Source organism: Gordoniibacillus kamchatkensis (assembly GCF_000829455.1).
Lineage (GTDB): Bacteria > Bacillota > Bacilli > Paenibacillales > NBRC-103111 > Gordoniibacillus > Gordoniibacillus kamchatkensis.
Map to the genome: position 1 here is coordinate 17,325 of NZ_JXAK01000048.1, position 20,453 is coordinate 37,777.

At 57.6% G+C, this 20,453-nt stretch carries 21 protein-coding genes and 1 pseudogene; 4 read left to right on the forward strand and 18 right to left on the reverse strand.

The features are described 5' to 3' along the window. Positions 1 to 66 precede the first annotated feature (66 nt). The 16 genes and pseudogenes from SD70_RS23385 to SD70_RS23460 form a co-directional block, all read right to left on the reverse strand. Positions 67 to 519 (reverse strand): DUF2269 family protein, encoded by a 453-nt coding sequence (locus SD70_RS23385; protein WP_041050196.1) that lies wholly within the window; start codon positions 517 to 519, stop codon positions 67 to 69. A gap of 177 nt (positions 520 to 696) precedes the next feature. Further along, a complete protein-coding gene (locus SD70_RS23390) occupies positions 697 to 1,206 on the reverse strand; it encodes a hypothetical protein (RefSeq protein ID WP_041050198.1) in 510 nt (169 codons plus the stop codon). A 16-nt stretch (positions 1,207 to 1,222) separates the two neighbouring features. Then, the gene (locus SD70_RS23395) at positions 1,223 to 2,179 is read right to left on the reverse strand and encodes a P1 family peptidase (RefSeq protein ID WP_052487801.1); all 957 of its coding nucleotides are present in this window, start codon (positions 2,177 to 2,179) and stop codon (positions 1,223 to 1,225) included. A 328-nt stretch (positions 2,180 to 2,507) separates the two neighbouring features. After that, positions 2,508 to 3,716 carry an aminotransferase-like domain-containing protein gene (locus tag SD70_RS23400; RefSeq protein ID WP_041050199.1) on the reverse strand — a complete coding sequence of 403 codons (1,209 nt, stop codon included), beginning with the start codon at positions 3,714 to 3,716 and terminating at the stop codon, positions 2,508 to 2,510. A gap of 30 nt (positions 3,717 to 3,746) precedes the next feature. Then, positions 3,747 to 5,293 (reverse strand): annotated as a pseudogene (locus SD70_RS23405) (2-isopropylmalate synthase). A 233-nt stretch (positions 5,294 to 5,526) separates the two neighbouring features. Continuing rightward, a complete protein-coding gene (ilvC, locus tag SD70_RS23410; protein ID WP_156158158.1) occupies positions 5,527 to 6,504 on the reverse strand; it encodes a ketol-acid reductoisomerase in 978 nt (325 codons plus the stop codon). A 151-nt stretch (positions 6,505 to 6,655) separates the two neighbouring features. Next, entirely contained in the window at positions 6,656 to 7,144 is a 489-nt protein-coding gene (ilvN, locus tag SD70_RS23415; protein ID WP_041050203.1) for an acetolactate synthase small subunit, read from the reverse strand. Further along, positions 7,144 to 8,889 (reverse strand): biosynthetic-type acetolactate synthase large subunit, encoded by a 1,746-nt coding sequence (gene ilvB, locus SD70_RS23420; RefSeq protein ID WP_041050205.1) that lies wholly within the window; start codon positions 8,887 to 8,889, stop codon positions 7,144 to 7,146. Before ilvB ends, ilvN begins: the two co-directional genes overlap by 1 nt. An 833-nt stretch (positions 8,890 to 9,722) precedes the next feature. Further along, the gene (locus SD70_RS38490) at positions 9,723 to 9,836 is read right to left on the reverse strand and encodes a putative holin-like toxin (RefSeq protein ID WP_394298005.1); all 114 of its coding nucleotides are present in this window, start codon (positions 9,834 to 9,836) and stop codon (positions 9,723 to 9,725) included. 152 nt (positions 9,837 to 9,988) lie between these two features. Beyond that, entirely contained in the window at positions 9,989 to 10,282 is a 294-nt protein-coding gene (locus tag SD70_RS23430) for a hypothetical protein (protein ID WP_041050209.1), read from the reverse strand. A gap of 141 nt (positions 10,283 to 10,423) precedes the next feature. Beyond that, positions 10,424 to 11,491 (reverse strand): acyltransferase, encoded by a 1,068-nt coding sequence (locus tag SD70_RS23435; protein WP_052487802.1) that lies wholly within the window; start codon positions 11,489 to 11,491, stop codon positions 10,424 to 10,426. A gap of 80 nt (positions 11,492 to 11,571) precedes the next feature. Continuing rightward, a complete protein-coding gene (rplT, locus tag SD70_RS23440; RefSeq protein WP_041050210.1) occupies positions 11,572 to 11,931 on the reverse strand; it encodes a 50S ribosomal protein L20 in 360 nt (119 codons plus the stop codon). Between the two features lie 41 nt (positions 11,932 to 11,972). Continuing rightward, positions 11,973 to 12,182, reverse strand: coding sequence for a 50S ribosomal protein L35 (gene rpmI, locus SD70_RS23445; protein WP_041050212.1), 210 nt, complete (start codon positions 12,180 to 12,182; stop codon positions 11,973 to 11,975). A gap of 21 nt (positions 12,183 to 12,203) precedes the next feature. Further along, positions 12,204 to 12,704 (reverse strand): translation initiation factor IF-3, encoded by a 501-nt coding sequence (gene infC, locus SD70_RS23450; RefSeq protein WP_041050214.1) that lies wholly within the window; start codon positions 12,702 to 12,704, stop codon positions 12,204 to 12,206. Positions 12,705 to 13,017: 313 nt separating this feature from the next. Beyond that, positions 13,018 to 14,253 carry a glycosyltransferase family 2 protein gene (locus SD70_RS23455; protein WP_041050216.1) on the reverse strand — a complete coding sequence of 412 codons (1,236 nt, stop codon included), beginning with the start codon at positions 14,251 to 14,253 and terminating at the stop codon, positions 13,018 to 13,020. A gap of 402 nt (positions 14,254 to 14,655) precedes the next feature. Further along, complete coding sequence (locus tag SD70_RS23460; RefSeq protein ID WP_041050218.1) at positions 14,656 to 15,825, reverse strand: glycosyltransferase family 4 protein; 1,170 nt, start codon at positions 15,823 to 15,825, stop codon at positions 14,656 to 14,658. A 183-nt stretch (positions 15,826 to 16,008) separates the two neighbouring features. On the opposite strand from SD70_RS23460, the gene SD70_RS23465 reads away from it, so the two are divergent. Next, positions 16,009 to 16,536 (forward strand): phosphatase PAP2 family protein, encoded by a 528-nt coding sequence (locus tag SD70_RS23465; RefSeq protein WP_041050220.1) that lies wholly within the window; start codon positions 16,009 to 16,011, stop codon positions 16,534 to 16,536. A gap of 104 nt (positions 16,537 to 16,640) precedes the next feature. On the opposite strand, the gene trmB is transcribed toward SD70_RS23465, so the two are convergent. Then, positions 16,641 to 17,417: a tRNA (guanosine(46)-N7)-methyltransferase TrmB gene (gene trmB, locus SD70_RS23470; protein WP_041050222.1), complete on the reverse strand. Its 777-nt coding sequence runs from the start codon at positions 17,415 to 17,417 to the stop codon at positions 16,641 to 16,643. A gap of 147 nt (positions 17,418 to 17,564) precedes the next feature. Between trmB and SD70_RS33855 the strand changes: the two genes are divergently transcribed. After that, a complete protein-coding gene (locus tag SD70_RS33855) occupies positions 17,565 to 18,008 on the forward strand; it encodes a MarR family transcriptional regulator (protein WP_052487803.1) in 444 nt (147 codons plus the stop codon). Between the two features lie 90 nt (positions 18,009 to 18,098). On the opposite strand, the gene SD70_RS23480 is transcribed toward SD70_RS33855, so the two are convergent. Next, on the reverse strand, positions 18,099 to 18,662 hold the full coding sequence (locus SD70_RS23480; RefSeq protein ID WP_041050224.1) for a WGxxGxxG-CTERM domain-containing protein: 564 nt from the start codon (positions 18,660 to 18,662) through the stop codon (positions 18,099 to 18,101). Positions 18,663 to 18,825: 163 nt separating this feature from the next. Here SD70_RS23480 and SD70_RS23485 point away from each other — a divergent pair, with 163 nt between their 5' ends. Continuing rightward, a complete protein-coding gene (locus SD70_RS23485; RefSeq protein WP_052487804.1) occupies positions 18,826 to 19,797 on the forward strand; it encodes a TIGR01212 family radical SAM protein in 972 nt (323 codons plus the stop codon). 4 nt (positions 19,798 to 19,801) lie between these two features. Next, complete coding sequence (locus SD70_RS23490; protein WP_331436831.1) at positions 19,802 to 20,416, forward strand: class I SAM-dependent methyltransferase; 615 nt, start codon at positions 19,802 to 19,804, stop codon at positions 20,414 to 20,416. The last annotated feature ends 37 nt before the right edge of the window (positions 20,417 to 20,453 follow it).

Genomic DNA, 20,453 nt, shown 5'->3' on the forward strand with positions numbered 1-20,453 from the left:
GTAGCATATTTCGGATGGGGAGACAAAGACGTATAAGCTATGAGCTTTATAGGCGGAACCTATCGTTTACGGCTTCATGATCATAAAGATGAAGAGCAATACGCCGAGCGTCGAAGCGCAGTAATACAGGCTGCTCACTTTGCCAAGCAGGCTGCGCTGCTGAGGCGGAATCTCCTGCGCCCGTTCGTTGGCCGGATCGAACACCCAGCCCGCCAGCTTTTTCTGATTCGGCGTTATGATGCCGATCACAATAACCTGGATCAGCACGTACAAAATCAACGACCCGTACAGCCACAGCTGCGCGAATGAACCGTAATTCCCAACCCAGATCAAAATCAACCCGGACAAAACGGCGATGCTCCCGCCAATCTTCGGGAAAGCTTCCAGCCGTTTGCCGATGCGCAGCGAGGCCCGCAGATCGTGCAAGCTTTGCTTGCGCCGCAGCAGCACGTGCCCGAAGAACGTCGGCCCAACCCCGATGATCGACGACAGCACATGAAGTAAAATCAACCATTTCATGCTTTCTACGCTCCTTCATCCCCAATAAGTTTTTAGTTCACAAGTCCTAATGTAGCAACAAGAGGAACAAAATAGAAGATGTTTTTTTGTATGGCTCGTCCGATTTTATATGCTTTATGCGACAAATGGCAAAAGCGCCTTCGTTCCTTGCCCAGCCGAACGCGAAATTGCTCCCGACTATTTCGGTTGGGGCGGAACAAGCTTGTCTTCATTTCGGTAGTCCCGAAAAAACCATGTTTGGTACCCGTCGACTTTGGATCGCGCTTCCTCGCTTGAGACGTCGCTTGTTTTATAGTAGGAGGACTCATATGAACAATCCGGCGCGCGTTGATCGGGAAAACGGAAACTGATGGACAGAGAGGGGTAAATCCGTTCTGCCTTGACATATTTTTTGAAAAATTGGTCCTCGATAACTTGCGTCTGAAAGGAAGAGCTGAGAACGGTTTCTTTAGTTTGATAAAAAATGTCCAGCCTATCCGCTTCCTCTATAGGGCCATTCATCCAGTACGTGAGCACCAGCTTAGAAGGCGAGAACTTGGTGTCAAGCTCGCGGATTTGATTATGGCGTGTTTTCATGGTTTTGCCCAACTGCTCCAACACCGGTGCATGAACTTTCGTATACGTGGTACAGCCGTTTAAGCAAACCAACATGACGACAATTAGCGTCCAAACGGAACGATTCTTCATGATGATTCATACCCGTTCAGTTTGCTTCGGGTACGCTGTTAAGCACAGCGTCCCATGCAATATCTGATGCAATGAGGCCGAGGTTGTTTATATCCAAATTCTGATTTTCTACTTCATTTGTGCTCGCCATAAATAAAACATCGCCGTCAAACAAAGTATGGAAAGGATAAATGGCGCGAGCCATCGATGTATGAATCTGTTTGGAAAGCTGCCGCAGCGCACCTGCCGGCAATTTTTGATTGGTGACAACAAGAGTCAATGTTGTGTTACCGGCGGTTTTATCTGCAATGATTTGCTCCACGTTCAAATATCGCGCATTTTTTTCCTCATGGAAGAATCCTCTTACGTACTCGCCTCTCCGGTTCATAATCCCGCCCAATGCATTCACGATGGTGAAGACGGCAATTTTGGTTTGTCCGATCTGCCTGAATGCGCCTCCTTGTCCCGCGCTTTCCCATTGGTTAAATCCCTTTCCAACGGTTGCCGCACGCCCTGCTCCGCAAGCGCCGCAAGGAAATTCATTCTCGACAGCGCTTCGAAACGCCGCCCTGCCCAACGCCTTATCCGGATAAATGGAATTGTTTCTTGCCACAAAATCATAAATTGTCGCTCCGACTACTTTTGGCATCCATTGGGTTGTATAATGATTCAATCGCAATAGTTCTGCGGTCACACCGGTTACTGCTTCCAAACCGTGCACCGAACCGCCAGTAAAACATACAGCGTCCAGTATGCGTTCCCCAGCGGAAAGATTGTGATTATCCGTAGTGAATGTTGAAGGGGATCCCCCGCGTATATCAACGCCAGCCACCGCCTCGTTTGGAAAGTAAAATACCGTGCAGCCCGTCGGACCTTCCGAATACTCTGCTACACCTATTTTCAAAGAGGGGAACTCAAAATTCAATTTTTTGTGGTTTAATGCCGGATGATTTGGCTTAAGATTAACAGTGTCATTGGATATCATTTCATTCATTGTAATCCCTCCCATAGGGAATATATGTTTCTATTATTATAGATCATCGCCTCCTCTGTGGATATAATTCCTTTTTATGATAACTGTCCGGTTCGCCAGCTATCCAATTGTCGGAACATGCAAAGCAACCGGCCTACCACCGCATGGAGACGGCCGCGCCCCCTGTATCGCCGTCCGTCCCCCGCTGCAGCCGAGCGCATTTGCCGCAGCAGAGTCAGCCAAGCACACAGACCGCCAACGCCCCCCCAACGCCACAAAAAAAAGCGGACCTTCAAGTCTCCGTCGACCTGAAAGTCCGCTTATACTCATGCGCCCGGCGCAACAGCCCTTAAATTGCCGCCGCGCGCACCGCCCGATACTTTTCCACCGCTGCCGCCAGCCGGTTCATGCCGACGCGCATCGTGTCCGCATCGGAGTGCGTGTAATTCATCCGCATCGTGTTGTACGCCGGATCGCCCGCATAGAAGCTGGAGCCGGGCACGAACGCCACGCCTTCCTCGACTGCCAGCCGCAGCAAATCTTCGGCTTTGACGCCTTGCGGCAGCTCCACCCAGAAAAACATGCCGCCCTTCGGCTCGAGCCACGACACGCCTTCCCAGCCCTGTTCGCGCAGCAGGCTCGCCATCAGCTTCATGCGCTGCTTGTAGTCGCTGCGGATGACATCAATGTGCGCATCGATATCAAAATGTTCCAGCAGCTGATACAACGTCATCTGGTCCATCGTGCTCGAGTGCAAATCGGCCGCCTGCTTCGCTTTCGCCATATTGCGGATCACTTCGCTGTCGCCGATCGCCCAGCCGGTGCGCAGCCCAGGAGCGACGATTTTGGAAAACGTGCTCGTGTACACGACCGGATTGCCCTTCGCCTCGCCGTACAGCGAAAAAATCGAGGCGTAGCGCTCTCCTTCTTCAAACTGCAGCTCGCCGTAAGGATCGTCCTCGAGAATGAGCACGTTCGCGCGCAAACACTGCTCCAGCAGCCCCTTCCGCCGTTCCAGGCTCCACACTTTGCCGGCGGGGTTGGAGAACGTCGGCGTGACATACACCATTTTCGGGGCGTGTTGCGCGATTTTGGCCGCGAGGTCGTCCAGGTTCATCCCGTCATGGTCGCTTTCGACCGAGACGATGCGCGCGCCGCGCGCCTGGAATACCTGCAGCGCGGCAAGATACGTCGGCCGCTCGACGAGAATGACTTCACCCGGATCGATGTAAATGCGCGACAGCAGATCAATGGCTTGCTGCGAGCCGGTCGTCAAAATCATCTCCTCCGGCTTCACGCGCATCCCTTTGCGCGCCATCCGCCCGGAAAGCGATTCGCGCAGCGGCAAATAGCCTTCCGTCAAGCCGTACTGCAGCGCCGAGCAGCCTTGCGCCAAGACGCGCTCCACCGCTTCGCCGACAGCTTGCATCGGAAAATGCTCCTCCGCCGGAAGACCTCCGGCGAACGAGATGATCGATTTGCCCTGCGTCAGCTTGAGAATGTCGCGCACCGCCGACGATTGAAACCCTTCGAGCGATTGAGAAAAACGATAGTCCATATAGCGATACCTCCATTCCCGACTGCTGTTTTAGATAAGCGTCACATTGCTGCGGCTCGCGCTCGGCAGCTTGCGCTTCTCGATCAGGCGGTTGATTGCATCCAAATAGGCTTTAGCGCTGGCTTCCAATACGTCAGTGCTGACGCCCCGGCCGGACACGGTCATTTCGTTTTGCTTCAGAACTACGTGCACCTCTCCGAGCGCATCTTTCCAATGCGTTACGGATTTGACCGAGTAATCCTCCAGCTCCGCTTCTTCTTTCGTCACTTTGTCGATCGCTTTATAAATCGCATCCACGGACCCGTTGCCGTCCGCCGCTTCCTCGACCACGCTCCTTCCGCAGTCTTGATCCGCACGACGGCTCCCGGCTGCGGATTGTCGCCATAGACCAAGCGAAGCGATTCAAGCGCAAAAATTTCCGGAGTGCCGATCATTTTTTCTTCGACGAGCGTGCGGATGTCCTCATCCAGCACTTGTTTTTTCTTGTCTGCCAAATCCTTGAACTTGGCAAATGCGCTATTGAGCTGCTCTTCGTTCAACTCGTAGCCGAGATCGATCAGCTTCTCGCGGAACGCGTGGCGGCCGGAATGCTTGCCGAGCACGAGCTTGCTTTCCTTCAGGCCGATCGTCTCCGGAGACATGATTTCGTATGTCGTTTTCTCCTTCAGCATGCCGTCCTGGTGAATGCCGGACTCGTGAGCGAACGCGTTCGCGCCGACAATCGCCTTGTTGCCCGGCACGACCATGCCCGTCAGCTTGCTCACAAGACGGCTCGTGCGGGCGATCTCGGACAGGCGCAGCGTCGTTTTCGCCTGATAAAACTCCTGCCGCGTCTCCAGCGCCATCGCCACTTCCTCCAGCGACGTGTTGCCGGCGCGCTCGCCGATACCGTTGATCGTACCCTCCACTTGATCGGCGCCGTTCAAAATAGCCGCCAGCGCGTTCGCCGTCGCCATCCCGAGGTCGTCGTGGCAGTGCGCGGACAGCTGAATTTTCTCGATGCCCGGCACTTTCTCCCGAAGCGTCTTGAAAATGTTGCCGAACTCCGAAGGCGTCATATATCCGACCGTATCCGGGATGTTGACGACCGTCGCGCCGGCGCGAATGGCCATCTCCGTCACCTCGCACAGGAAGTCGAGCTCGGTGCGGCCCGCATCTTCCGGCGAAAACTCGATTTTGCTAAAATATTTCTTCGCATAGCGGATCGCCGCTTCCGCCGTTTCCAGTACCTGCTCCTTCGACATCCGGAGCTTATGCTCGCGATGGATCGGCGAGGTGGCAAGAAATACGTGAATAGCGGGATCCTGCGCGTTCTTCAGCGCTTCATGAACCGCGTCGATGTCTTTTTCGCGCGAACGAGCCAGACCGATGACGCTCGAGTTCCGCACCGCTTCGGCAACTGCGCGCACACCGGCCAAATCTCCCGGCGACGCCGCCGGGAATCCGGCCTCGATCCGGTCGATGCCGAGCTTCTCCAGCTGCAGCGCAATCTCGACCTTCTCCTGCATGTTGAGGTTAACCCCCGGCGACTGTTCCCCGTCCCTCAGCGTCGTATCAAAGATGTAAATTTTTCTCACTGCTACTACCTCCTATTGTCAAATGACCTTGACCGTTCACCCTTCCGAGCGCGGAGCGGAAGATGGAATATGGGCCGAAGAGTTCACGCACCGCCTTTGAACATCGTGTTCCCTCCTGCAATGAAGTTCAGGGAACACGATTTCAAGAGCGGCCGGAGGCCCATATTCCAATCCGCAGCGGAGCTGCTACTCGGAAGGTATGTTTACCGGTTCAAGGTCATTACGACAATTTCTTACTTCTTAATCCAGTGCATCATTTCACGCAGGCCGCGGCCGACTTGCTCGAGCGGATGCTCGGCTTCGCGGCGGCGGGTCGCATGCATGAACGCGCCGTTCGATTGGTCGACAATGAAGTTGCTGGAGAAGCGGCCGGTTTGGATATCGTTCAGCACGCGCTTCATTTCCGCTTTCGTTTCAGCCGTAATGATGCGCGGTCCCGTTACGTAGTCGCCGTACTCGGCGGTGTTGGAGATGGAGTGGCGCATCGAAGCGAGGCCGCCTTCGTACATCAGGTCGACGATCAGCTTCAGCTCGTGCAAGCATTCGAAATAAGCGATTTCCGGCTGGTAGCCCGCTTCGATCAGCGTCTCGAAGCCCGCTTTGACGAGCGCGCTCGTGCCGCCGCAAAGAACGGCTTGCTCGCCGAACAGGTCGGTTTCGGTTTCCTCGCGGAACGTCGTCTCAATAACGCCGGCGCGGGTGGAGCCGATGCCTTTCGCATATGCGAGGCCGAGCTCATACGCTTTGCCGGTCGCGTTCTGCTCGACGGCGATCAAGGCCGGAACGCCGAAGCCTTCCACGTACGTACGGCGCACCATGTGGCCCGGGGATTTCGGCGCGATCATGAAAATGTCCTTGTCGGCGGACGGCTTGATTTGGCCGAAGTTGATGTTGAAGCCGTGCGAGAACATGATGGCGGCGCCATTTTTCAAGTTTGGCTCGATCGATTCGCGGTACACTTTCGGCTGCGTCTCGTCCGGCATCAGAATGTTGATGACGTCCGCGCGTCGCGCCGCTTCGTCGACCGTCAGCACCTCGAAGCCGTCGTTTTTGGCGGTGTCCCACGATTTGCCGGGGCGAAGACCGATGACAACGTTCAGGCCGCTGTCGCGGAGGTTTTGCGCTTGAGCATGGCCTTGCGAACCGTATCCGATAATTGCGATTGTTTTGCCTTTCAGTGCTGCCAAATCTGCGTCTTTTTCATAATACATCTTAGCCATGCTGGTGAATCCTCCTCATATTTGTATGGTTTGTCTCCCCTTGAGCGGTGGTTTCTAACGGTTTAATCATTTTAAGCACTAAAGGATAAGCCGCTGAAAGCCCCGCTCAAGGGGCCTTCCTTGCCTCGCGCTGAAGTTGCGTTTACTTTGCGGCGCCGCGCGTCATCGCCGTCACGCCCGTGCGGGACATTTCCCTGATGCCGTACGGGCGGAGCAGCTCGACCATCGCGTCGATTTTCTCCGAGCCGCCGACGACCTGGACGATCAGCGAGTTCGGACCGATGTCCACGACCGCGGAGCGGAACGTTTCGACGATGCCGAGAATTTCCGGCCGCACGCCCGGCTCGGCGTTAACCTTAATGAGCGCCAGCTCGCGCTCGACCATCGGGCTTACGCTAAGATCGACGACTTTGATGACGTCGATAAGCTTGTAAAGCTGCTTCTGCACCTGCTCGAGGGTATTGTCGTCGCCGGTCGTGACGATGACCATGCGGGACAGACCGGTTTCCTCGGATTCGCCGACGGTGATGCTCTCGATGTTGAAGCCGCGGCGGCCGAACAGGCCGGACACCCGCTGCAGCACGCCGGGCTGGTTGTTGACGAGAACGGAGATCGTATGTTTATGGATCATTAGTTTTCATCCCCCATGAGCATGTCGCTGATCGTGTTGCCCTGCGTGACCATCGGGTACACGTTCTCGTGCTTGCGGACGACGAATTCGACGACGACCGGACCAGGCGTATCGAGCGCTTCCTGCCAAGCTTTGCGGGCCTCTTCCTTGTTCGTGGCGCGCAAGCCTTTGACGCCGTAAGCTTCCGCCAGCTTCACGAAATCCGGCGATCCCGCCAGATCGATGTGGCTGTAGCGGTTGTCGTAAATGATTTCCTGCCATTGCCGCACCATGCCGAGCACCTGGTTGTTGATGATGACGACTTTGACCGGAATGTTGTTGATCGCGCAAATGGCGAGCTCTTGCGCGCACATTTGCATGCCGCCGTCGCCGTTGATCGAGACGACGAGCTTATCCGGATTGCCCATTTGCGCGCCGATGGAGGACGGGAAGCCGAAGCCCATCGTGCCGAGGCCGCCGGAGCTGACGAACGAGCGCGGATGCTTGAACTTGTAAAATTGCGCTGCCCACATCTGGTGCTGGCCGACGTCCGTCGTCACGATCGCTTCGCCCTTCGTCGTCTCGCTGATCATTTCGATGACGAATTGCGGCTTCAGCTCGGTGTCGGAATCTTCGTATTTCAGCGGGAAGTTCGTCTTGTTCGCTTGAATTTCCGCGATCCAAGCCGCCGACTTGGCCGGCGTCGCTTTCGTATTCGCGTAGGCGAGCACCGCTTTCACGTCCCCGACGACCGGAATGTCGGTTTTGACGTTTTTGCCGATTTCGGCAGGGTCGATATCGATGTGGGCGATCTTCTTCGCCTTCGGCGCAAAGCCGTCCAGCTTCATTGTCACGCGGTCGTCGAAGCGGGCTCCGATCGAAATGAGCAGGTCGGCGTTCTGAATCGCCATGTTCGCCGTGTACGTGCCGTGCATGCCCGGCATGCCCATCCACAGCTCGTGGCCGCTCGGGAAGCCGCCGAGGCCGAGCAGCGTCGTCGTGATCGGAATGCGCGTCTTCGTGACGAACTCGACCAGCTCCGGAGCCGCATCGGCGTAAACGACGCCGCCGCCGGCGATGATGACCGGACGCTCCGCTTCTTCGATCGCTTTGAGCAGCTTGTCGACCTGCAGCTTGTTCGGCTGCACGGTCGGGTTGTAGCCGCGCAGCTCGACGGTTTCGACCGGTTTGAAAATCGTCTTCTGGTTGGAGACGTCCTTCGGAATATCGATCAGAACCGGCCCTTTGCGGCCCGTGCTGGCGATATGGAACGCCTCGTGCACGATGCGCGGCAAGTCGTTTACGTCACGCACCATGTAGCTGTGCTTGGTGATCGGCATCGTGATGCCGACGATGTCCGCTTCCTGGAACGCGTCCGTGCCGATAGCCGACGAAGCGACGTTGCCGGTAATGACGACGAGCGGGACCGAGTCCATATAAGCGGTGGCAATGCCGGTTACGAGGTTCGTCGCTCCCGGGCCGGACGTCGCGATGGCTACGCCCACTTTGCCGGTGGAGCGCGCATAACCGTCTGCGGCGTGAATCGCGCCTTGCTCGTGGCGGGTCAGCAGGTGATTGAAATCGGAGAAGCCGTACATCGCGTCGTAAATATAAAGCACCGCGCCGCCCGGATACCCGAAGACGCAATCGACGCCCTCCAGAAGCAAGGAGCGAAGCAATATTTCCGATCCGTTGATCAGATCAGGCTGTTTCCATTTCTCCATCAGTTCCTGTTTGGATCTTTTCGATGCAAGCTGAACGTTCATTCGAATTTCCTCCCTTCATCTGTTGCGGCGGTGCGACCGGCACATGTGTCCATGACAGCTAAGGATAGTCGGCTTGCGCCGTCCTTTCGGACGAGCTCGTTTACCGGCGTTAAGCTGGCTGTGAGACAGTAAGCGCGTTGTTCACCATTACTCCTGCAGCTTAACGCCCCGTTAACGGAATCGGCCAAGTAAAGGTGCAGCATATACTTTCCGATATAGCCAAAAAACCCCTTTCGTCCCAGACGTTCGGAATGAACATCTGAAGGGACGAAAGGGGTTAACTCTTCCGTGGTACCACCCGGGTTTACTGCATGCCTTACGGCAGCAGCCTCATCAGGTCTCGCGAAGCGAAGCGCTTCTGCAGAAACCCTGGCGTTCGTAACGTGCGCCAATCCGGTTTTCCCTACTAGCCCGGGGTTCGAACCTTGCTGCGCCGGCTTTTCAGGAAAACAGCTCCGAGGTGAGCTCGTCGTTAAGGGATTATGGCCGTGGTTTCAGCTGATCCACTAGCTCTCTGGTGCATAAGGGCCCTTAACACTTCGTCCTCATCATAGCCGTTATCGATCATACTTAAGTTTTATGATTTAGTAGTTATTATATGCATCGCTTTTCCAATAGTCAAGACCATTTGCGAAAATCGGACTGCCCGGGCTGCACGGCGATTGCGGGAGGCGCGAGGGGTGTGGTATGATGAGGGTAACATTTTGCCGATACTTGTAGCAGACCGCAGGTGCTGCGAACATCTGCGGTCCGGCTGCAATAGCCGCTTGAAGAGCGGATGGCGATCACAGTCTAGTAACGAAATAGACCGGGACCTTGGCTAGAGGAGCGGTCTATTTTCGTTTCCGGGAAAAGAGCGCGACGACGATGTTCAGCACAAGCGTCAGCAGCGCGATAAGCAGCGTACCGAAGCCGATCATGATCGTCAGCGTATCTTTCGCATCCACGGGCATCACCTCCTTCCGAAAGCTCCGCATAAGCGAAACTTCGTCATGAGGATCGCCAAGAACGCCCAGCAACCTTCTATCGCAATTCTATTATACCATCATATGGGATTATATCAACAAAAAGCGAACATTTGTTCCTTAATTGCGTTTGTTTAAGCACCGGCGCGGGAAGGAGAACCGATCATAACGGAACGTTGTTCCGTTATGATCGGCATTTCCCGGCATTTCCCAGAATTAGCGGAACGGCGTTCCGTTACTTGCCTGCCCCATCGCGAAAAATGAGCTTGGTTACGTTTTTTTTCGCTGCGATCTTCCCATTTTTGCAAAATAGCGGAATACAGTTCCTCTATCGTGGGCGCGAGCTTGAACGCGAGTGTTTTTCGCGCTTTGCTCGGATACCCCGCCGTCGCCATGGCCGCCGCACCGTTGCTCAGCCGCAGCTCCACGCACCGCGCATTTCCCACCAGCCCTCGCCGGCAGCACCGCGGCTCAGCCGCAGCATCATGCGCCGCTTCATGCCCAGACCCACCACCCGTACCGTATGCCGAATACTCCACGCCCATGCCTGCCAATCCCGTGAAATGGCCTCACCGTCCGATGTCCCGGGTTTGGCGCATAGCCGGCTCTGCGGCCCGCATCCGGGTATACCCGAGCGTCAAAGCGTACGACGCCGCGAGCACAGCCGCGATCCCTATCGCGTTAATGAGCGCGTAGCCGGCGCCCCGCGGCTCGACAGGCACAATAGCGCGCCAAAGCGACAGCAGCAATGGGTGCACCAGGTAGACGCCGAACGAAGCTCGGCCGAGAGCCGCGAGCGGACGCAGCCGCCCTTGCAGCCGCCGCGCCCAGGCGACGAGCGCAGCCGCTGCCGCCAAGCCGAAGCCGGCGTAAGCGAGCTCGTACCATCCGCTGCCCGGAGCCGCCCCGTATGCCGCGCCAATATGCAGCCCCGCATACCCGAGGCCGAAGCAGCATGCCGCCGCTGCCCACCATCCCGCTCTTCGTTCGGCTGATGCTGCCCGCGCCCCATAGCGGAGCCCGAACCAGCCTCCGAACGCAAACAGGGACGCATAGTCGAACGCCCATAAGTAAGAAAACGGAACCGGCTGCACATACCGGCCGAAAGCGTAAAACGCCAGCTGCAGCGTGAGTCCCGCCGCGAGTAGCAGCTTGCCGCCCGGGTCGTAGCGCCGCACCGCCGCGGCCGCTAACGGAAACACCGCGTAAAATTGCATGATGATGACCAAAAAATACAGATGGTAGCTGGCTCCGCCGGTAAGCAGCACTTTGCCGAAATAGACGGGATCCGGCTTCATTTCGGCGCCGTGTGCCAGCCATTGGTTCGCAACGTAAAAGATCGCCGACCAAGCCAAATACGGAACAAGAGCCGTCTTCATCCGACGGCCGTAATACCGCCGCAGCGATTCCCGGTTCCAGCCTGCCGGCGCGCCATAAAACAAAACGAGCCCGCTGACGAAAATAAACGCCGGCACCGCAAACGCGCACAGCTTATTGATCAGCAGCCCCGCCGCCTGCACCCCATCCGGTCCGGCGGAGCCGGCAGCGCTTCCTTCCGCCGTGCCGTGAACGAGCACGACGGCCAAAATCGCGACGCCCCTTACCACGTCAAGCTCCAGCAGTTTCGGCTTGCTCATCCGCTCGCACCTCCTTCAGGCCGCCCCCAACAACGAAAAACCGCCACGCACAATGCATGGCGGCTTACGCGAACGATGGTTTACGCGTTTACTTTTTGCTTTGCAGTGTTCGCCAAATCCGTGAAAGCTTTCGCGTCGTTGAGCGCGATGTCGGCGAGCATCTTGCGGTTGATTTCGATGCCGGCTTTTTTCAGGCCGTACATCAGCTTGCTGTAGGACAGGCCGTTCGTGCGGGCAGCCGCGTTGATCCGGACGATCCACAGCTTGCGGAAGTCGCGCTTCACTTGGCGACGGTCGCGGTATGCGTACAGCAGGGATTTCATGACCTGCTCTTTAGCGGTTTTAAAGAGTGTATGTTTAGAGCCGTAATAGCCTTTAGCCAGCTTCAGAATCTTTTTGCGACGACGAGCGCGGACGATGCCGCCTTTTACTCTTGCCATGATGATGACCTCCTAAAATTATGCGTATGCTTGGGACAAACTTATTTCACGTTGCCGATATTGCCGAGGGACTGCTTCAGACGGCGCACGTCGCCGGGAGCCATAACCGGGTTCGTCGCATAGCTGCGCTTTTGGCGCGCGGACTTGCCGGAAAGCAGGTGGTTTTTGAAAGCTTTGTAGCGCTTCACTTTGCCCGTGCCGGTAATCTTGAAACGATCCTTCAGCGAGCTGTGTGTTTTCATTTTAGGCATATGGAAGTTCCTCCTGTACGGTTATGAAGATTGTTTAGGCGCGAGAATCATAATCATGCTGCGCCCTTCGAGCTTCGGCACGCGCTCGACGACGCAGTGCGCGCCAGCCTCGGTAGCGACGCGCTCCAGCACGCGCCTGCCGATATCGGCGTGAGCGATTTCCCGGCCGCGGAAACGGACCGACAGCTTCACCTTGTCGCCGTCCTGCAAAAACTTGAGACAGTTGCGCAGCTTCGTCTGGAAGTCGTGCTCGTCGATCGTCGCGCTGAAACGAATTTCTTTCAGCTCCACGACCTTCTGATTTTTACGCGCTTCCTTCTCTTTCTTCTGCTGCTCGTAACGAAACTTGCCGTAATCCATAATCCGGCATACCGGCGGCTTCGCCGTCGGAGCAACGTTGACCAGATCTAGGCCTGCATCTTGGGCCATCTGCATCGCTTCGCGGAACGGCTTAATGCCGAGCTGCTCGCCGTCTGCACCGATAAGCCGCACTTCTTTGGCGCGGATTTCGTCGTTGATCATATGATCCTTAGTAATAATGCTACACCTCCAAGCGGAATTGCCGTTCCCGGCCAATAAAAAAGACGCGGGCAGCAGAAGCCCACGTCACGTTCGCATGTCGGATTCGTCGGCACGCGCACGCAGCGCGGCCAAAGCCTGGCACGATCGTCATTGAACCAGCCAACCGGAGTCGGACAGGTGAGAAGCGGGCGCTTCTGCTTGATGTACTAAAACAATATACCATGCGGCGCAGCCGTTGTCAACGCACTGCCGTGTTCCTTTCGCAGCAAAATGCAGCCGGCGCCCTCACGCGGCGGCGGCTGCATTTTGCCCGTTAGCTGACTTGCTTGCTTTGCACTTCGTCGAGCCGGATGACGCGGGTATGCTGCGTATGGCTCCACTGCTTGTTGTTCTGGGTGAAGAACGCGTAGAACGTGATCGGCCACCAGGACAGCAGGAACACCGGATACAGCACGATCCATTTGTACGTCGCCTTCGGCGCCCTCTCGATCGCCATCGCCAGCGGGAACTGCACGTATTGCAGCACCGTCAGGCTGCCGAACAGCCATGGCGCATGATTGTACAGCGACGTGAACTGGTGCAGGCCCGGAAACGTCATAGTAAAGTACATAGCGAGCGTCAGAATCGATCCGATAAACAGAACGTAGACGTTAGCCGCATACAGGGCCGAATCGATCTTCGCCAGATTGCGCTCCTTAATGCCCGCCCACAGCAGCGGGAAAAAGTAGCGGCGGGCCACGTCGAAGTGGCCTTGCATCCAGCGCAGCCGCTGGCGCGCGGACGCTTTGAACGTGAGCGGCTTCTCGTCGTACACTTTGGCGTCGTAGTTGAACACCGGATTGATGCCGCGCTTGACGCAGCGCATCGTGAACTCGAGGTCCTCGACGAGGCTCGTCGCGCCCCAGCCCATCTCCTTGAGGAGCGCCGACTCGAAGCACATGCCGGTGCCGCCGAGGAAGTTGGCCATCTTCAGGTTCGAGCGCGGCAGCTGCCACAGCCGGTTGCAGTACCAGTACGTAATCGCGTAGGCGGCTGTAACCCACGAATCGTTTGGGTTTTTCGTGTCGAGGTACGCCTGGATGACGCGCGAGCCGGCGCACAGCTCGTCGTTCATATGCTGCAAATAGTCGGGGCTGACGAGGTTGTCGGCGTCGAACATGACGACGGCGTCGTATTGGCGCGGCCGCTTCCACAGCTCCTTCAGCATCCATTCGATGGCGTAGCCTTTGCCGCGAAGGTTCAGGTTGCGCCGCTCCATCGCGTACACGCCGTGGCTGCGGGCGATGTCCGCCGTACGGTCCGAGCAGTTGTCGCAAATGACGAATACGTCGTAAAGCTCTTTCGGGTAATCGAGATGCTTCAAGTTTTCCAGCAGCGCCCCGACGACCTGCTCCTCGTTGTGAGCCGCCACCAGTACGGCGAACGACTTCTGCGGCTCTTGCCGCGGTTTTCTTGCCGGACGCCGCCAGCCAAAAAACGTAAGCAGCAATTGGTAACCGCCAATGAGCGCCAGCACGATTTGCAAGCCAAAGATGATGTTGTCCAGCATGATAACCCCCCTTTTGTCTATAACACCCAATGTTTATACGATCTGTCTCTATGTATTGGATGCTTACTCTCAGGTTTCCATAAACTTGCCATCTTTACGCAAACTTCGCCGTATCCGATTTTCCTCCGTTTGCCTTCGTTTGTCAAAATCGGTTTCCCGGGCGAAAACGTCCAAAAATCTAGGATCAGGTGAAAAGAGGCGCAGATTATTAGCGCTGCCGCGTGTTCAGCGGTTTTCGCTCGATTTTCATCGTTTTTCATAGATCGAGTAGGCAAAGTACGCTGGTTGTGGCGACTTTGTGAACAGCAAGTGCGCATAACGAGCGGACGGACCTGGTATATTATACTATTTCGGGAAAGGATATACAAGTATGCCCGCGCCCGTTTTGCGGAGCGGACGATCTCAGCCCGTTATTTGGGCATCGCCGGTCAGGACGCCGGACGCGCCGCCGAGCACTTCCTCGTAGCTTGCGTACAGCCGGGCGAAAATGGCATCCCACGATTGCCGCAAGCTGTATTCGCGGCCGCTGAGCGCCATGGCGCGGCGAAGTTCGGGCTGTTCGTACAACAGGCATACCGCCTCGACGTAAGCGGCGATGTCGCCGGGCTCGCACAAAAAACCGGTGGTGCCGTGCTGCACGATGTCTTTGACGCCGCCCGCTCTCGCGCCGACGACCGGTGTGCCGGACGCCATTGCCTCAAGCACGACGTTGCCGAACGTCTCGTGCTCCGACGGAAACAGGAACACGTCGCTCGCCGCGTACAGATCCGCCAGCGCCTTACCCTCCACGTAGCCGAGGAACGAAATGTTCCCGCCTTTATATTGTTCGGAGAGCATCTGGAAAAGCGGTCCGTCGCCGGCCAAAATAAAATGCGCATTCCGCCGCAGCGCGTCCGGAAGCGCGCCGATGACGTCCAGCAGGACGTCGATGTTTTTCTCGCCGGCGATGCGGCCGACATAAAGGACGACAAATTTGGCCGGATCGACTCCATACTTTGGCAGCACTTCGCTTTTGTCGACATGAGGCCGAAACCGGTCCGTATCGACGCCTCTGCTCCAAATTTCGAGCCCCGCGAAGCCTTTCGCCGCGAGGTAATCCAGCGTTGTGCGCGATGGAACGTACACCTTGCGGCAGCCCTGGTGGAACCAATGCATGTAACGCCACAATATCGGCTCGATCCACTGGATTTTGTAGAACGGCAAATATTGGTCGAAGTTCGTGTGATACGACGCCACCAGCGGAATGCCGTGCTTCAGAGCGAAGCGGTTGCCGAGCAGCCCGAGATTGAACGGCGTGGCGACGTGCACGAGCGACGGCCGGAAGCTTTTGAAAGTGCGGCTTAGCTGCAGAGGGTTCGGAATCGTAAACCTGCATTCGGGATATAATGCGAAAGGAATGCTGTAAAATCGTTCCACCGACAAGCTGTCGAGCGTGTCCGATTCGTCCTTCTGCGGCGCAAACACTTTGCATTCCGCCCCGCGACGTTCCAAGTAGCGCACCCAGCGCTCCAGCGTCTTGGCAACGCCGTTCACATCCGGCGGGAACGTATCCGTAAACAAGGCGATTCTCACGACAGATCAGCCTCCTTCCCGATCGTACTTCGAACGTAACACATCATTATCAACGCAGTGTAAGCGGATCGTTAATTGTTTTGCCCAAAAATTGCGCTCCGCTTAACGCTCCACTAACAATCTTACTCTACAATGAGAATGCTTAAACGTCGCCGTCACCCGGCGTTATCGGAGGAGGATTCCATGAGCAAAGTCGCCCTTTGGCTGCAGCGCCACGAATACCGCATGTTTCGCTTCGTGAACCGGCGCATTCAACATACGCTGCTCGACGTATTTTTTGCCGCGGTTACCCGCCTTGGCGGGGCTGCCGCCACGATCGCAACTTCGCTGCTGCTTGCCGCATTCGGCCACGGCATGCTGCGCACGGCGGCATTGCAAAGCCTGGTCGCCCTCGCCGCCAGCCACATACCGGTCGCCGTCATGAAGCGGGCGTATCCGCGGCAGCGCCCTTATTTGGTCTTCCCCGATACGGTCATCTGCAAAAACCCGCTGAAGGACCACTCTTTTCCGTCGGGACATACGACCGCTGTGTTCTCTTCCGTTCTCCCATATATGTACGCCTTTCCCGTGCTCGGCTTCGCGCTGCTGCCGCTGGCCGTGGCGGTCGGCGTGTCGCGCATGTATTTAGGCTTGCACTATCCTTCGGACGTTGCCGCAGGCTGCTTGCTCGGCACGGCGGCAGCGCTCGTGACGATAGCGAGCTGGATGTAGCGAAAAATCCCTCTGCACGAGCCGGCGGCCAGGGCAGAGGGATACGCGTTCATAAACCAGCTTTTATTGTCATCGGGCAGTCTCATGTTGTTGCCAACGCCGGCTTAAGGCTCCTGCACGGCCGAGTTGCCCTCCGGCTTATCCGCAGGCTTGTCTGCAGGCTTCTCTGCAGGCTTGTCCGCTTGCGCCAGCGCTTCCTCGTGGCGGTCAAGTGCGGCCTTGCCGATGACGACCTCGCAGCGGTAAATCGGTTTGCCCTGCTCCACGAATTTCGCCTCGTATTCCGTCATCACGTTGAACGCCGGATTGCCGTCGCGGTGCAAACTAAGCGTAATATTGCGCATGCGGAGACCGAGATCGGCGAACGAGTTCAGCGAAAATTCGAAAAGCATCTCGGAGTCCGTTTTGAAATGGATTTCGCCGTTATTGTTCAGCATCCGTATGTACTTGCGCACGAAGTTCGGATGCGTGAGCCGGCGGCGGTGGTGGCGCTTTTTCGGCCAAGGGTCGCTGAAATTGAGATACACCCGCTCCAGCTCGTCCTCCGCGAAAATGTCTTCGATATGCTCGATGTTGAACAGTACGAGCGCAAGATTGTTCAGCTCCGGGCGCCCGTGCTCGGCCCGCGCTTTGACCGCTTTGCCCGCCCCGCGATGCAGCAGCTGATCGAACATGTCGATGCCGATGTAATTGATATCCGGATTTTGCGCGCTCAGCTGGGTAATGAACCGCCCTTTTCCCATGCCGAGCTCGACGTGAATCGGATTCCCGTTGCCGAACCGCTGCGCCCAGCGCCCTTTATACGTACGCGGGTCAAGCACGATCAAATCCGTCTGCCGCTCGAGCTCGTCGCGCGTCCCTTTTTTGCCTCTTAACCGCATGAATCGCATCCTCCCGAAATTCCGGCTAACTACTGATATTAGTGGATTTTCGAGCAAAAAGCAAAGCCGGCGGGGGGCGGATTGATTTTTCATAGCGTGCGGCCTATAGTGAAGTTAAATCGTTTGAGAGACGAGGGGGCTCGCGGATTGAACAAGCAACCGCCTTCCGCCGACCGGTTCTTCGCCAGCTTTCAGCAAGTGCAGCAGCTTTTGCGGCAGCAGCTGCAAGCCCATTTGCAGCGGCAAAGCGGCGACAGGCCGCTGACGCGCGGCCAGTTTTACTTGCTGCGCTACTTGTATGCGAACGGGCCGCTGACGATGACGGATTTGGCCAGCTGGAGCCGAGTGACGCCGGCGACGATGTCGACGCTGGCGGACCGGCTGGCGAAGCACGGCTGGATCGAGCGGCGCAAATCGGGGGACGACCGGCGCGTCGTGAAGCTGCAGCTGACAGAGGCGGGCGGCGCTTTCATTCGCGCTTCGAAGCTCGTGGCGGCAAACGCTGGCCGAAAGGCTGGAGCATTTGAGCGCGGAGGAGCAATGGACGCTTACCGGGCTGCTCGAAAAGCTTGCCGCCGGCGCGGCGGGTGACGAGTCCGGCGTGCAGCGTTCGGACGGCTGATCCTGCTGCCAGCAACAGACCCTTCCGGCCCGGAAGGGTCTGTTTTGTGTTTCGCAGCGTTATTTTGCCCCGACATCGTCGCGGCCCCGGCCGCGGCCGCGGCTGCGCAAGCCGGCAAGGCCGAGCAGACCGGCCAAGCCGAGCCAGCCCCAATTGGTGCTGTAGTCGGGTGTGGCATAAGTACGGATCGAGTTCGTATCGTAATTGCCGGCGCCCGTGCCCGGAGCGGTAGTGCCGCTATAGTTGCTGGTGCCTTTGCCGATGCCGGTCGTGCTCATGCGATCAAGCAAATTGGTGCCGTAATTGCGGACCGAGGCGGTGCCTGTCGTCGCAGCGGTATTCGTACCGGCGTATGAGCCGGCGCCGTAAGTCGTGCTGTTCGTCGCCGAGGTGGTGCCGTATGCGCCGGTGCCGTAAGTGGTGGTACCTGTCGCTGTTGTTCCGTTTGTGCCTGTGGTCGACGTCGTCCCGGCCGCCGGGCTCATCGCGGCGGTACCTGCCGTAGTCCCCGTCCCCGACGTCGTCGAGGTAGTCCCCATACCGGCCGTCGCCGCCGCGGAACCGGCGAACGCCAGAACGGATGTCAATGCAACAGCCAAGGTGACGGTATGAAACTTGTTCATGAAGAGTCCCCTTTCGGTCGATTTGGGTGCTGCATGCTTAGGATTGGCGCCTGTCCTCGCTTTCACCCAGGGGACTTGTTGGGAATCGGGCCGGTGGCGGTGCCCCGCAGGTCGCGCGCCGGGCCGGTTTTCGGGTACAATAGACAGGATAGGAGGGATTCGCATGATCCAGGCGGAGACAAGTGCATTCGCCGCTCGACCCCCGCTGCTATGGGGAGACAAGCGGTTTCATACATGGAACAACGAGATGCGCGAACAGTTCGGCGGCAAAGTGTTCAAAGTGATGCTCGACGCCGGCTTCACGTGCCCGAACCGCGACGGTACGATCGCCACGGGCGGCTGTACGTTTTGCAGCGCGCGCGGATCGGGCGATTTTGCCGGCAGCCGCCGCGACGATCTGATTACGCAGTTCCGGAAAATCAGCGACCTGCAGCACCGCAAATGGCCTGACGCCAAGTACATCGGATATTTTCAGGCTTATACGAATACGTATGCGCCTGTGGCCGAGCTGCGCGAATATTATGAGACGATTCTTGCCTTGCCGGGCGTCGTCGGACTGTCGATCGCGACGCGTCCCGACTGCTTGCCGGACGATGTCGTCGATTATTTGGCGGAGCTGAACGAACGGACTTACCTGTGGGTCGAGATGGGCTTGCAGACGGTACACGAATCGACGTCGCAGCTCATCAACCGCGCCCACGACACGCAGTGTTATATCGATGCGGTAACCAAACTGCGCAGCCGCGGCATTCGCGTATGCGCGCATATCATATACGGATTGCCGCAGGAAACTCATGAAATGATGCTCGATACCGGGCGCGCCGTCGCCGCGATGGACGTGCAGGGAATCAAAATTCATTTGCTCCATCTGATGCGCAAAACCCCGATGGTGAAGCAGTACGAAGCCGGACTGCTGCGTTTTCTGGAAAAAGACGAATACGTCGGCCTCGTCGCCGATACGCTAGAGATGCTGCCTCCCGGCATGATCGTGCACCGGCTGACCGGAGATGCGCCGCGCGACCTGTTGATCGGTCCGATGTGGAGCCTGAACAAATGGGAAGTGCTGAACGCCATCGACGCCGAGCTGGAGCGGCGCGATACGTGGCAAGGCAAGTACTGGAGAGGCGGCGCGTAAGCTTATGGGATTCGTATCGGTGCTTGGCTACGCGCACGAGCTCGTGCGGCGCCGGCTGCGTCCGGGCGAAGCGGCAGTCGATGCGACGGCGGGAGGCGGCAACGATACGCTGCTGCTGGCGCAGCTTGTCGGCCGCACGGGCCGGGTCATTGCCTTCGACATTCAGCAAGCTGCGCTTGAGCAAACCGGCCGCAAGCTGACGGAAGCCGGCATATCGTGGGTTCAAGCGGAGCTGGGGGAGGCGGTCGGCGTTGGGATTGTGGGGCGATGCGAGGCTCCGTGCCGTCTCGTGCCGGCCAGCCATGCGGAGATGGGACGAGCGGTCGGGTTGGCGGAAGGAAGACCCGTCGGGGCGGTTATGTTCAATTTGGGTTATTTGCCCGGAGCCGATGCCGATCAAACGATCGTGACCTGTCCGGAATCGACGCTCCCGGCGATGGAGGCGGCTCTGCGGCTGCTGCGTCCGGGCGGCGTGCTGACCGCGGTGCTGTACCCCGGGCATCCGGGCGGAGCCGAGGAAGCCGCCGCAGTCGATGCTTGGGCTGCCGGACTGCCGCAGGCGGAAGCCAGGTGCTGCTTTACAGGTTTCATAACGCGCCGGCCACGGCGCCGTATCTGATTGCGGTGGAAAAAAAATCTCCCGCTGAGGTATAATC

Coding starts and splice junctions, on each gene's coding strand:
- ilvC (WP_156158158.1), bottom strand. CDS start 6,504: ATGTATTATGAAAAAGACGCAGATTTGGCAGCACTGAAAGGCAAAACA.
- SD70_RS23480 (WP_041050224.1), bottom strand. CDS start 18,662: ATGAACAAGTTTCATACCGTCACCTTGGCTGTTGCATTGACATCCGTT.
- SD70_RS23435 (WP_052487802.1), bottom strand. CDS start 11,491: ATGAGCAAGCCGAAACTGCTGGAGCTTGACGTGGTAAGGGGCGTCGCG.
- SD70_RS23395 (WP_052487801.1), bottom strand. CDS start 2,179: ATGAATGAAATGATATCCAATGACACTGTTAATCTTAAGCCAAATCAT.
- SD70_RS23400 (WP_041050199.1), bottom strand. CDS start 3,716: ATGGACTATCGTTTTTCTCAATCGCTCGAAGGGTTTCAATCGTCGGCG.
- rplT (WP_041050210.1), bottom strand. CDS start 11,931: ATGGCAAGAGTAAAAGGCGGCATCGTCCGCGCTCGTCGTCGCAAAAAG.
- rpmI (WP_041050212.1), bottom strand. CDS start 12,182: ATGCCTAAAATGAAAACACACAGCTCGCTGAAGGATCGTTTCAAGATT.
- SD70_RS23455 (WP_041050216.1), bottom strand. CDS start 14,253: ATGCTGGACAACATCATCTTTGGCTTGCAAATCGTGCTGGCGCTCATT.
- ilvN (WP_041050203.1), bottom strand. CDS start 7,144: ATGATCCATAAACATACGATCTCCGTTCTCGTCAACAACCAGCCCGGC.
- trmB (WP_041050222.1), bottom strand. CDS start 17,417: ATGCGGTTAAGAGGCAAAAAAGGGACGCGCGACGAGCTCGAGCGGCAG.
- SD70_RS23485 (WP_052487804.1), top strand. CDS start 18,826: ATGATCCAGGCGGAGACAAGTGCATTCGCCGCTCGACCCCCGCTGCTA.
- infC (WP_041050214.1), bottom strand. CDS start 12,704: ATGATCAACGACGAAATCCGCGCCAAAGAAGTGCGGCTTATCGGTGCA.
- SD70_RS23385 (WP_041050196.1), bottom strand. CDS start 519: ATGAAATGGTTGATTTTACTTCATGTGCTGTCGTCGATCATCGGGGTT.
- SD70_RS23465 (WP_041050220.1), top strand. CDS start 16,009: ATGAGCAAAGTCGCCCTTTGGCTGCAGCGCCACGAATACCGCATGTTT.
- SD70_RS23490 (WP_331436831.1), top strand. CDS start 19,802: ATGGGATTCGTATCGGTGCTTGGCTACGCGCACGAGCTCGTGCGGCGC.
- SD70_RS23390 (WP_041050198.1), bottom strand. CDS start 1,206: ATGAAGAATCGTTCCGTTTGGACGCTAATTGTCGTCATGTTGGTTTGC.
- ilvB (WP_041050205.1), bottom strand. CDS start 8,889: ATGAACGTTCAGCTTGCATCGAAAAGATCCAAACAGGAACTGATGGAG.